Source organism: Microcystis sp. LE18-22.4A (genome assembly GCF_027531105.1).
GTDB lineage: Bacteria > Cyanobacteriota > Cyanobacteriia > Cyanobacteriales > Microcystaceae > Microcystis > Microcystis aeruginosa.
Genome location: NZ_JAPZRB010000030.1, coordinates 1 through 12,568, shown reverse-complemented (window position 1 = coordinate 12,568; position 12,568 = coordinate 1). Strand labels below are relative to the sequence as shown.

Sequence of the window (12,568 nt, the reverse complement as noted above, 5' to 3'; positions counted from 1 at the left end):
TGGGAGTGGTCGGGGGGAAAATCCCTGGACTTTTTCCCTGAAAATTAGGTAATTTACCCGATGAAAATGGGTAAAACCCCACACCCCACACCCCACACCCTACACCCTGCCCCTAGGAAAAACTTTTTCAGCAGACCCTAAGTATTTTGACTCACGCCCCTTCCTCTTTTGAGACGTTGTGACACTTAGGGTGCGGAATGTGGGTTTTGAGATTTTGTCCCTTGCTCGGCTGTCAAAATGGTAAAAGCGGAAGACCGGCTGGATTCCCTAAACAAATAAAAGCTGCCCAATACTTAGGAGCTTCATAAGGGCGTTCTAAATCAGATTTTTGACTTAATTCCCGCAAATGGGCAGCAGTTCCTATACTGTGTTTTTCTGCCGATTTGATGGCATCTTCCGTTAGCCATTGGGAACGCATTTTGGCGATGGTGAGACGCTGGAGGCTAGATTTGGCTTTTCTCAAAGCTTCTGCTTTGCTAAGTTTGGCTTTCAGGAGATAATAATAGAAATACTGCATTAAGATAGTGGTAGCCACATCCTCCACTTTCCAAAGGCTGATAATAACGGTTTTTGCTCCTGCTTGGATGAAGGAACGACGCAAACCGATGAGGGTTTCTCCTGTGTAGAGGTCTCCTAAGGCGGTTTCACAGGCGGATGTTACTACTAACTCTGTCCCTGCTAAATTGATAGATTGCACGTCTAGGGAAGTTAATAAGCCATCTTCGGCTTTTTCGGGTAGTTTACCGCCGTTTAACATCGTATTCACCCCCGCAAAGGCTAAACCTGAACGCAACAGGGGATTTTGTCTGGTGCCGACTTGGAATCTTTCTGAGGCGGAAAGACTCGATAACATGAAGTTTTGGTTAATTGTGTCCAGTTCGGGGGTTATATCGCCGAGAAAGTAGCCATGAGTAGCAATATGGAGAATATAAGGGGCTTTTTGGGCTTTGGAGACAAGAGGTTTTAAAGCTTTGGCGGCGGTAACGGGTTTGACTCTGAGTATTTTAGCGATTTTTTCGCCTTCGATTTCGGTGCCGGGGAGGGAGTTGAATATTTGTCCTTGTCTAGAGGTGGCTAAATTGCGTAAGGATGGTTTAAAGGGGAATTTTTCCTCATTTTCGGCAGTTGATGGCGTGTTTTCGGGACTAGCTAAGTTATAGTCAGGGTTAGCGATAACGAGAGGATAGGTGACTTTTGCGGGAATTTTGGCTTTAAATCGCAGGATATCTCGCCCTACATTTAAGAAGTTGCAGCGATATTCATCCATTAAGTAGCTGCCTTTATCGGTGGGTAAAATTTCAAAGGGTAAGCAGTTTAATTCGCCATCGGGACAGATAATTAATTCTTGGGTGAGATAAGGCTTGATTTTGTCAAAAATAAGCTTGCTTAGTTCAATTTTTGACAGTATATCCTCTTGTTTCTTAAATACGGCCACACTTAATCCTCGTGGGTTTTCTACCGATTCCCGAAACTCTTTCACTAATTTGTCTATGGGTTCAGCTTCTCCTAAATCTATCATAGTTAGCTGTTCTGGGGCTTGGGCAGGTAGGATAAAGGCGAGATAGCGAGGGGGAAAGGATGCAGCGTCACCGTTGGCGGGAATTGCCTGAAAATTGTAGTTATTAAACCTAATAAATTCAATTAGAGTAGTTCCTTGGGGTAATTCTAAGGCGATGGTACGAAAATCAGCGTTTTGCAGTTCTTTTTCGAGGTTAAGTTCGGGGATATTTAATTCTCGTTCGAGGTTTTCCGCTTGTTGTTCGAGGGATTTAATTTCTTGTTGGTAGTAGGGAAGTTGTTCGGGGGTGGGTATATCAAAACAGCGTTTGGCGAGTTGTTGCCTAATTTGTTGCCATTGTTGGAGTTTGGGGGCAAGATGGGCGTATTGTTGGGATAATAGGGCGATTTTTTGCAGGATGGCGGTTTCGGTTGCGATCGCTTTTCGTCTTAAGATGAGGTTATAGGCAGATTGTACCGCTTCGGGGCTATTAGGAAAGTGTTGGAAAACAAGGGAGAGAAATGTTTCTACTATATGGTAGTTTTTGGCAAGATAGTTGATGCGTTGCTTATCGGTGCTAATGCTAAAGATGGTCGAGATAGTTTTTAAATCAATATCTGCCGCTTCTTGCATTAATTTTAGTGCTTCTTCTGGGCGGTTGGTTGCTGTGTATAAAAGGGCTAAATTATTGAGAAAAAGAGCATAATTAGGGTGATCAGTACCTAAACTTTTACCATGAATTTCGAGAGCTTGTTGAAAGAGAGGTAAAGCTTGCTCATACCGTCCCATTGACCGATATAATGCGGCTAAGTTATTCAGAGAAGTGGCATAGCCAGGGTGGTCAGTACCTAAACTTTTACCAATAATTTTGAGAGCTTGTTGATGGAGAGGTAAAGCTTGCTCATACTGTCCCATTGACTTATATAATCCGGCTAAGTTATTCAGAGAACCAGCATAGTTAGGGTGGTCAGTACCTAGAATTTTACCACTAATTTCCAGAGCTTGTTGATGAAGAGGTAAAGCTTGCTCATACTGTCCCATTGACTCATATAATAGGGCTAAGTTATTCAGACAATTAGCATATTCAGGGTGGTCAGTACCTAAACTTTTACCAACAATTTCGAGAACTTGTTGAGAGAGAGGTAAAGCTTGCTCATACCGTCCCATTGACTTATATAATATGGCTAAAAGATTCAAAGAATAAGCATAAATAGGCTCATTAGTTAGTGAGTAACTTTTGGCTAAATCACAGGTTTTTTGAGCGAAGATAATCCCTTGCTCATATTGCCCCTGCTGATATAGCATTCCTAGGGTTTGGTTATACTGTTGTATCTGGTTAATTATGGATTGATTGATGTTACTATCTTCCTTTAATAAACTAAGTTTTTGTTGCTGATTATTGTTGCTGATTGATCAGAGTGATTAATGGGTTTTTCCACCACCTTAAACCGCTTATAAAACACCTCACTATTACCCTGATTACCCTGAATAAATATCTCCTACAATAAGTTGTTAAAAACCTCCGTATTGTTCCAACGATAGATACTGAAATCTCGACGATCAACAGTTAATATTCTTCCATGTCCTAGATGCTCTGCTAATACAATCAAAGAAGCGTCTGCCATATCCATCGGTAAGTTAGCGTAACGATCCATTAATTCAATCATTCGTTCAATATGATGATTTTGTAAATGAAATATTTCAAAGTTATCGTTAACCAATCCCTGCAAAAAGTTGATTTGCGCCTGATTACCTATTCTGGCTAAGAGTAAATAACAGGTTTCGGTGATAACAGGATAGGTGGTAATTAAGGCTTCATTTTGACTATAAATAGTTTGAATGGCTAACGAGTGATCTTTGTCTTTTCGATTACCAAGAGCGAGAAAGAATCCTGTATCAGCAATGATCATTTTTTTCTGATAGGAGTGAATGCAAAATATTTTCTGAGTTTTCGGCAAAGTCAGCCTCTGCTTCAAAGCTACCGATAAAGGAACTTTGTTTTAATTTAGCTAGGGGATCGTGTGTTTTTTCTTGGAGTTGTTGATAGCGTAGTTCAATGGCTTGTTGAATGGTTTCTAAAGTATTTTCTTGGGTGGTTTGTTGAATATAGGCTAGTTTTTGAGCGTGTTCATCGTCTAGTTGAATAGAAATTTGCATTGTTTTTTCCTATTTTATGGGCAATTACTGTTGACAATGGGCAAGGGCGATCGCTGGCATGATGCGATCTGGTTATACTGTTGTATCTGGTTAATGATGGATTGATTGATGTTACTATCTTCCTTTAATAAACTAAGTTTTTGTTGTTAATTATTGTTGCTGATTGATCAGAGTAATTAATTGTTTGTTCTACCACCTTAAACCGCTTATAAAACACTTCACTATTACCCTGTTGACCCAATTTAATAAATATCTCCTCAAGACGCTTTTGATTTAAGATAATATCTGTAGGGTCAGATTCCCCATTAACCCAAGATAAATCAATGGGTTGCTCTGTGACAATTGCCAGAAAATATTCATCTCCTACTGCATCATATTGGAAAAATCGAGCTAGTCCTTCAGACGGGGGTAAACGAAGTCCTTCTGACAGCTTAGTATAAGGAATATAGGCAAATGCTCTTGAAGGACTAAAGAGATAAAAATTTCCTTCTACCGTCTCATTAATTAACAATAAATATTTACCATTGTCAGGTAAATTAACCCATAAATAATGGGGCTTGTTAAGATAAATATAATTACCCTTATCTGGCTCTGGCTTAATTACAGTACCATTCATAACTAGACCCCTTTTTGAACTCCCGTTTGAGGCTCCTCCATTAGGGGATTTTTCTCCCTCAAAATTTTCATTAATATCCAGCATCGTTAACTTATTACAAGCAGGTGCAGCAACTTCTTTTGCTAATTCCCAACCCATCCGAGGAAATTTTTTCTCCCATAACCATTGATAAGTCACTTGATGAGGTTCAATTGAATTCTGAGGTTTTCCTTTCTTCTCATATTTAGTAGTAATTAAATTGACACTTAATTCTAATCCATCGTCTATCATCGCTTGTTTAAACACATCTACCATTATTCTCCTAATTCTTTTCGCATATTCATTAATAGTTGCTTCCGTATAATGAAGATTATGCTTATTTTTCATTATTTCGACAATTTCACTTCTTTTTTTATCTTGATTTTTTGGATTATATAGAAGTTGAAATAAACAACTATGATCTTGATTTTTTATCAAACCAGTACTTTGCAAGATCCAGTTTAGAAATGCTTTTTGCAATAGGTCTTTATCTTTAGTCCCTATCGTGTCAGGAATGCCAACCATTTTTAGTTCAAAAATAATCAAAAATTAATAGAGATATTTAAAGATTACATCATTTCCTCGGATTTGTCAATATTTTTATGAGAAAGAGAAAGCAATGTTATTAATTGTTATTAAAAGTTATGTACGGTTATTTAGAGCTATTTAGAGTTATTTAGAGTTGTTGGCTGATACCAATTTGTTATTCAGTATCTATTGAATGTTATTTGCTCTGAATGTTTGACTTGAATCATCAACTAATTAATTCACAGGAGTTGACAGCTAATGCCAGTTTACAACGGTACAATTTACAATGACTTCTTGTTCGGCAGTTTCGGTAATGACACCCTTTACGGGAATGAAGGGAATGATAGCATTTACGGCCAAGGAGGCAACGACTACATCGACGGTGGAATAGGCAACGACTACATTGATGGTGGAGATGGTGCAGATGACCTCTTCGGCGGCGCTGGAAATGACAATGTCTTCGGCGGAAACGGTAGTGACTTGCTCATTGGCGAAGCAGGTGCTGACACTTTATCAGGCGGAAACAACACTGATTATCTCTTTGGCGGAGCCGACAACGATGTTCTATTAGGAGGCGCTGGGAATGACTTTGTCTATGGCGGCTATGGCAATGATATCCTCACTGGCGGCACTGGTGCCGATGCCTTTTTTTTCGGTTCTCTTCTAGAAGGAGTTGACGTAATCAAGGATTTTCAGTGGATAGAGGGCGATGTCATCCAAATCAGTAAGTTCGGATTTAATGCTAGTAGCCTTAGCCAATTTAACTACAATAGCTTAACAGGTGGGTTAAGTTTTCTTGGGCAACAATTCGCAACCATTGAAAATCGCCCCGCAGGGTTTGCTGTCTCTTTAGATGTTCAGCTTATTTAATTGGTTGGGAGTGGGCGGGCGAATCTTTTGGTTCGCCTGTTCCAGACGACTGGGCAATTTTTGCTCACTGATCAAACTAAAAGCATAAACCTTGTTCTCAAGGAACAAAAGATAACGAACAACAAAAAAAGAATTAATTTTTGAGGAGCAACAAAAATGTTCAATCCCTGCAACCCCAAATATCCCTTATTTACTTTTGCTATTGCTTTATTCGTTGGCGGTATTACTAATCCAAGCAGTGCAGCAGAGTTTAAATTTCCTGATCAGGTTGATATTTACGTTAAATCCTTAGGAGGTGGTGCTGGTGCCAATTCTGAGTTTGGTCTTGGGACTACTTCAGAAAACTTTGTTCCAGTTCTTTCAGGATTGCCGAATAATCCATCAACAAACAGTGAGGTTTTTTTGGGGTCTTTTAATCCAGATCAACCAATTCCACTGGCAGTTTTAACTAACTGGAATGGTCAAAGTTTTTTCGCTACAATTGGAGGCACAGATATGGCTTCACAAATAGTTTTTTCGGATCTAGATAATAGCCTTGGTTTCGGAGTAAATACATTTGAGTTACTAGATACTAATATCTTCTTAGCTCATCTTGATGACGCTGCATCTTTCACTGTAGATGATGATGACGATGATGTTCTTGTTCAGATTCGTGTTGCATCTAAAAGAACGACTCCAGAATCCAGCAGCGTTCTTGCTTATATTACCCTTGGGGGTTTAATGCTAGGGAGTGCTATCCGCAAAGCCAGAAAGTGATCGCATTGTAGCTCGCTATTGGGTTGTTGTCAAACGAACAAGTCTCAATGGGTTCCAGGAGAAATTGTCACAGCTGGGCAAGTAGTAAAAGCGATTATTCTTAACGGATTGGGATTTGTCTCCCGATCCTTGTATTTATTTCCTCAATTTTTTGAAGATAAAGCAACCGAACATCTGCGGGGAGATGGCATCGAACCCAAACACCTGAATGATGATAAAATTAGTCGAGTAATGGACAAACTTTATCAACTTGATGTTTCGGTCATTTTCCTACTGATTAGTTTAGCGGCCGTGAAAAAATTTGGTGTAGCGACCGAGAATTCCCCTTTAGATGCTACTTCCCTCTCAGTGGAAGGAGAATATAAAAAGGAATACCCAACAGTAGAAATCCTGAAATCAGGAGCAGGAGGCTCAAGAGTTGGTTGATAGCATCTCAGAAAAAGAGTTAACCGATGCAGAAATACCGGGTTATTCCTGGCGGGAAACAAGCTCTAACTATGGGGGGATAGAACCAAGATGGTTGCTAGTTGAAAGTCAAACTAGAAAAGAATCAGACTTGAAAAAATTAGAGAAAAAAATCGAGCAGGAAAAGAATTGGGCATAAGAAAAAATCCGGCAACTATCCCGAAGAGAATTTGAGAATAGAGCGGTGGCGTTGGCGATAGTCAAGGGATTATCTGACTCCTTAAAATCTCATCGGTTAACTGAGATTCAAGGGAATTACTTTCAAGCTGACTCGAAGAAATTAAAAGCCAAACTGACCGACAATTCCCCCTCTCAATTCTACCGAATTCAGTCCGAATTAGAGTTGAATTTGCCAGCCATTGAGAGGCTAAAGAAACGAGCAGGACGATTCGTTTTAGCAACTAACGAATTGGAGAAAAAACGATTGAGCAGTGAGGATATACTCAAAAAATATAAAGGGCAACAAGCTCCAGAAAGAGGATTTTCTTTTCTCAAAGACCCCTGCTTTTTTGCCCACAGTGTCTTTCTCAAATCTCCCCATAGAATCGAGGTCATGGCCATGCTCATGGGCTTGTGCCTGTTGGTTTATACTATTGGTCAAAGACAACTTCGTCTGAACTTAAAACAGCAGGAGACGGGACTGAAAAATCCGTTGGGTAAGTTAACTGACCGACCAACATTACGCTGGATATTTCAGGGCTTTCAAGGGATTCATCTCCGACCTATTCAAGACAATCAAAAGATTAGCAACTTAACGGATGAGAGGCGCAACATTTTGAGATTTTTCCCCAAACCTTGCCAGGAATATTATCTCTTATCTTGACCAGATGGATTGACTTCAAGGGGTGACAAAACAAAGCGAGCTACTCGAACATCTCCCCCTAGATGTTAAGTCCGATTGCCCGTTCATTCTCAATAAATAGTGCTTATTGAGAATGAACGGGGGAACCCTGAAATTTTCGGCTTAGTTGGCGGCAGCTTGCCGCCAACTCACTCCTCTAGATAAGTATTTTGACTCAGGCATCTTCCTCTTTTGAGACGTTGTGACACTTAGGGTGCGGAATGTGGGTTTAAAGAGCTGCGCGACTTTCTGCAATCTCTGTCAAGAGGATAGCAAACCATTAACCCGTCCATCCCAGCCAAGGTATCTGCGCTCGCTGCTAACTTGACACTATTCTAAACCCCAAAAAAGAGAGATTTTATGGTAAAATAGTCCTACAAATGGGCATATTTTGCACATCAAAAGGGTAAAAACCCGATTTTTAGCGAATTTACTCACAAAAACGCTTTTTTTGCCTTGTTATTGGAGTTAACCCCCCTATGACCGCCGCCCAGGATCATATCGTCCCCACAGACTTAAGCAATGAAATGTCCCGTTCCTACCTAGAATACGCCATGAGCGTCATCGTTGGGCGCGCCTTGCCCGACGCTAGGGACGGACTGAAACCCGTACACCGGCGCATTCTTTATGCGATGTACGAACTAGGATTAACCCCCGATCGCCCCTTCCGGAAATGCGCTAGAGTCGTCGGGGAAGTATTAGGAAAATACCATCCCCACGGGGATACTGCTGTTTACGATGCTCTCGTCCGCATGGCCCAGGATTTCTCCATGCGCGATCCCCTGATTAACGGTCATGGTAACTTCGGATCGATCGATAACGATCCCCCGGCAGCCATGCGTTATACCGAGTGTCGTCTGCACACCCTGGCCACCAACGCCCTACTACAGGATATCGAGTCAGAAACCGTCGATTTTGCCGATAACTTCGATGGTTCCCAACAGGAACCCGTGGTTTTACCCTCTAGAGTCCCACAACTGCTAATTAATGGCTCATCGGGGATCGCCGTCGGTATGGCCACCAATATCCCCCCCCACAACCTGGCCGAGATTATCGATGGAACCGTTGCCCTCATCCATAACCCCGATCTCACCGATACGGAATTACAGCGTTATATCCCGGGGCCGGACTTTCCCACCGGGGGGCATATCCTTGGCAGAGACGGTATTCAGGAAGCTTACACCACCGGCCGGGGTTCTATTACCCTGCGGGGAGTCGCCTCCTTTGAAACCATCGAACAAAGGGGAAGACCCGATCGAGATGCTATTATTATCACCGAACTGCCCTATCAAACCAATAAAGCGGCATTAATCGAAAAAATCGCCGATTTGGTCAATGATCGCAAAATAGACGGTATTTCCGATGTGCGGGACGAAAGCGATCGCGACGGCATCCGGGTAGTGATCGAACTGAAACGAGATGCCTATCCTCGCGTCGTCCTCAACAATCTTTATAAACAAACGCCCCTCCAGTCGAATTTTGGGGCGAATATGTTGGCATTAGTCGATAACGAACCGAGATTACTGACTTTAAGGGAGTTTCTCCGCGTTTTCCTCGATTTTCGGGTAGAAGTGATCACCCGTCGTACCCGTTATGAACTCCGCAAGGCCGAGGAAAGGGATCATATCCTTCAGGGTTTACTAATTGCCCTCGCTAGTCTCGATGCAGTCATTGCCCTGATTCGCAGTGCTGCCGACACAGCTAGTGCAAAAGAGGGATTAGTGCAGAATTTTGGCCTCTCAGAGGTGCAAGCGGACGCAATCCTACAAATGCAGCTGCGACGGTTAACCGCCCTAGAATCGGAGAAAATTCAGCAAGAACACGGGGAATTACTGACAAAAATCGGCGATCTTCAGGATATTTTAGCCAGAAAAGAACGGATCGACAGCATTATCGAGGAAGAACTGCAACAGATCAAAACGATTCACGCTACCCCCCGTCGCACTCATATTGAACAACGGGAAGGAGAAATCGCCGAAACTGACCTGATTGCCAACGAACAGGCCTTAATTCTCGTCACCGAACAGGGTTACATCAAAAGAATGCCCGTTAATACCTTTGAGTCCCAAAATCGGGCAACAAGGGGCAAAGCTGGCGCAAAAATGAAAGAAGACGACGGCATCGATCACTTTATCACCTGCCGCGATCACGATAGCGTTCTCTTTTTCACCGATCGCGGGGTTGTCTATAGTCTCAATGCCTATCATATCCCCACCGGTTCCCGTACCGCTCGCGGCGTTCCCATCGTGCAACTGTTAGAGATTCCCAAAGGGGAGAAAATTACCTCGGTGGTGGCAGTCAGCGAGTTCAGCGAGGATAATTACCTGATTATGCTCACACAAAAGGGATTTATCAAGAAAACCGCCCTCGCTGCCTTTAGTAATATTCGATCGAACGGTTTAATCGCCATTTCTCTCGAAGACGGTGATCAACTGCGTTGGGTTCGCTTGGCCAAAGAGGAAGACAGCGTCATTATCGGTTCTCGTCAGGGGATGGCCATTCATTTTAAGGCCGATAGTCAACAATTGCGCTCCTTGGGAAGGGCAACTAAAGGCGTAAAATCGATGAAATTGCGCTCAGGTGACGAATTAATTAGTATGGACATCCTGCCTAGTCAAATTGTCGCCCAAATCGCTGAATCTAACGAAGAAGAAACCGAGGACGAAAGCGAAGAAATTAACCCCGAAGTGGCTAATAATGGCCCCTGGGTGTTAGCGATTACCATGGCAGGACTGGGAAAACGGGTTCCCGTTACCCTCCTACGTCTGCAAAATCGGGCGGGATTAGGAGTCAGAGTGATTAAATTCCGCAAAAAGAACGATAAATTAGCGGCTCTGCACGTTGTTAACCCCCACGAGGAATTTATGATTATCACCGAACGGGGTATTATTATCCGTCAATCCGTCGATGCTATTACTCCTCAATCGCGATCGGCCGGAGGCATCCGGGTACAAAAACTCGATGAGGACGATGCGATCGCTGCGGTGGCCCTAGTTCCCCCTAATGATGGGGAGGAATCTGAAGACATTTAGAAAAGTTTGTTGGTGGGGTGTAGGGTGTGGGGTGTGGGGTGTGGGGTGTGGGGTGTCGGAAGAATAAATAGAAATAATCTCCTGTCTCCTGTCTCCTGTCTCCTATCTCCTATCTCCTATCTCCTGTCTCCTGTTCTGAGGATTTGGGATTAAAACTGAAAAAAGTGCATTAATTGGGAGATTTCCTGAGCGTCTAGGGATAAACGCCCTTTAAAATCCACAATATTCTTAAATAATCCCTGTTCTTCCCTGTTTTTAATAATGGCAGCTGCCAAATTATCGCTGATTAGGGGCAGGGTGGTTAACTGCTCGATCGAGGCAGTGTTAGGATTTATTTTAGGGGGTGCGAGGTGACTTTCCCGGCTATAATAGGCAAATTCTAGAATCGGCTCCCAAGCTTTCAATCTAGCCACAGGAACACTCAAAGCAGCCGCTAGATCTTCGAGACAAAGCAATTCTACCCCCATACCCAGCAATTCCACCAACATTCGCGCTTGATGGATGGATATCCCCGGCAATCGCAGCCAATCATCCACACCCGCTTGACTGACATTAATTTTAATGCCCAATTGCGCCGCCATAGCGATCTCATCGAGGGAACGAAAGCGATAATAGGGATCATTGCTAATTTTGGCTTTTAAAGGGTTAAAAGTGCGTCCTAACCAGTTTTGCGGTGTCATTATAGTAGTTGTCGCCGTTTTTCTTCAAATTCGTACTCAGAAATTAATCCTTCTTGCCGGAGGCGCTCTAATTCCCTTAAAGCTGCCCCGATCGCCTCTACTTGTTTAGGCTCTAAACTGGGGACAGTGGCAGCAGCGGTGGCAGTGGGAAAATAGTTAGCCAAAAATTGGTTATCTTGGATTAAATACCACACTGCATCGATCGCGCAAGCCACCCGGGGAATCGGAGTTTGCCAGAGGAGAAGATAAATAATTCCCCAGAGAGGTTGACCGAGATAGAATTTATGAATACCAGCGATAGGAAAGGGTAAAGCGAGAATGCTGCCGATAAAAGCCAAAAAAATCGCTAATTTACGGCTTTTGGGCTTACTTAATAATTTTTCCACCAGAAGCATGACACCTGTTCGAGATTGATTTTAGCCTGATCTGAACTTTCTATTGTGAACTACTCTCAAGATCGTTGAGAGCTTCCTATTTCACGGGGGATTGCCTCAAGACGGACTTACGCCCAGCTTTTGGTCTTATATCCCCTCTATAGGCAGTATCGCTAGTTCCTAACGACAATATCCGTAAGCTTTCATCTCGAATATTTATTGCCGCATTTATGTCACGATCATGGATTGTTTTGCAATGCACACAAGTCCATATTCTAACATCAAGGGATAAACTACCCACTTGATTTAGACAGACATGACAAGTTTTAGAACTAGGGAAAAACCTATCAACTTCGATATAAGTTTTTCCTTGCCATTCTGCCTTGTATTTGAGCATTGTACAAAACATTCCCCAACTACAATCACTAATAGCCTTAGCTAAATTATGATTGCGTAGCATGGCTTTAACATTGAGATTTTCTACCGCAATAACTTGGTTTTCGTTAACTATCTTACGGGATAGCTTGTGCAGAAAATCCTCACGACATCTTGAGATTTTAGAGTGAACTTTAGCTACTTTACGTCTAGCTTTTTGACGGTTGTTACTTCCCTTCTTTTTACGCGATAACTTTTGTTGTTTCCTTTTTAGATTACGTTGATGTTTAGCTAAATGTCTAGGATTATCATATTTACTACCATTACTGGTAATAGCAAAATGATTCAGTCCTAAATC

The 12,568-nt window shown here is 42.4% G+C and carries 10 protein-coding genes and 1 pseudogene; 4 read left to right on the top strand and 7 right to left on the bottom strand.

All coding sequences use genetic code 11. From position 1 onward, the window contains the following. Positions 1-232: 232 nt before the first annotated feature. The 4 genes from O9295_RS01245 to O9295_RS01230 form a co-directional block, all read right to left on the bottom strand. Complete coding sequence (locus O9295_RS01245) at positions 233-2,803, bottom strand: CHAT domain-containing protein (protein ID WP_288031082.1); 2,571 nt, start codon at positions 2,801-2,803, stop codon at positions 233-235. Between the two features lie 194 nt (positions 2,804-2,997). After that, positions 2,998-3,408 carry a type II toxin-antitoxin system VapC family toxin gene (locus O9295_RS01240; protein WP_012264691.1) on the bottom strand — a complete coding sequence of 137 codons (411 nt, stop codon included), beginning with the start codon at positions 3,406-3,408 and terminating at the stop codon, positions 2,998-3,000. Then, positions 3,395-3,655: a hypothetical protein gene (locus O9295_RS01235; RefSeq protein WP_002758926.1), complete on the bottom strand. Its 261-nt coding sequence runs from the start codon at positions 3,653-3,655 to the stop codon at positions 3,395-3,397. The genes O9295_RS01240 and O9295_RS01235 overlap by 14 nt, the downstream gene beginning before the upstream one ends. A gap of 124 nt (positions 3,656-3,779) precedes the next feature. Continuing rightward, on the bottom strand, positions 3,780-4,814 hold the full coding sequence (locus O9295_RS01230; RefSeq protein ID WP_288031080.1) for a hypothetical protein: 1,035 nt from the start codon (positions 4,812-4,814) through the stop codon (positions 3,780-3,782). Between the two features lie 261 nt (positions 4,815-5,075). Here O9295_RS01230 and O9295_RS01225 point away from each other — a divergent pair, with 261 nt between their 5' ends. From O9295_RS01225 to gyrA, 4 genes and pseudogenes are all read left to right on the top strand, one after another. Further along, a complete protein-coding gene (locus O9295_RS01225) occupies positions 5,076-5,687 on the top strand; it encodes a calcium-binding protein (protein WP_287733421.1) in 612 nt (203 codons plus the stop codon). A gap of 156 nt (positions 5,688-5,843) precedes the next feature. Then, complete coding sequence (locus O9295_RS01220; protein ID WP_288031077.1) at positions 5,844-6,443, top strand: hypothetical protein; 600 nt, start codon at positions 5,844-5,846, stop codon at positions 6,441-6,443. 57 nt (positions 6,444-6,500) lie between these two features. Beyond that, a pseudogene (locus O9295_RS01215) lies at positions 6,501-7,731 on the top strand (IS1634 family transposase); the annotation flags it as partial. A 497-nt stretch (positions 7,732-8,228) separates the two neighbouring features. Beyond that, positions 8,229-10,781, top strand: coding sequence for a DNA gyrase subunit A (gyrA, locus tag O9295_RS01210; RefSeq protein WP_288031075.1), 2,553 nt, complete (start codon positions 8,229-8,231; stop codon positions 10,779-10,781). Between the two features lie 149 nt (positions 10,782-10,930). Here gyrA and O9295_RS01205 read toward each other — a convergent pair whose 3' ends face one another. The 3 genes from O9295_RS01205 to O9295_RS01195 form a co-directional block, all read right to left on the bottom strand. After that, positions 10,931-11,461, bottom strand: coding sequence for a ComEA family DNA-binding protein (locus O9295_RS01205; protein WP_002782752.1), 531 nt, complete (start codon positions 11,459-11,461; stop codon positions 10,931-10,933). Then, on the bottom strand, positions 11,461-11,856 hold the full coding sequence (locus tag O9295_RS01200) for an NINE protein (protein WP_002759086.1): 396 nt from the start codon (positions 11,854-11,856) through the stop codon (positions 11,461-11,463). Before O9295_RS01200 ends, O9295_RS01205 begins: the two co-directional genes overlap by 1 nt. 76 nt (positions 11,857-11,932) lie before the next feature. Then, positions 11,933-12,568 (bottom strand): RNA-guided endonuclease TnpB family protein (locus O9295_RS01195; RefSeq protein ID WP_288031073.1); only part of this gene is annotated, 636 nt, incomplete at its 5' end.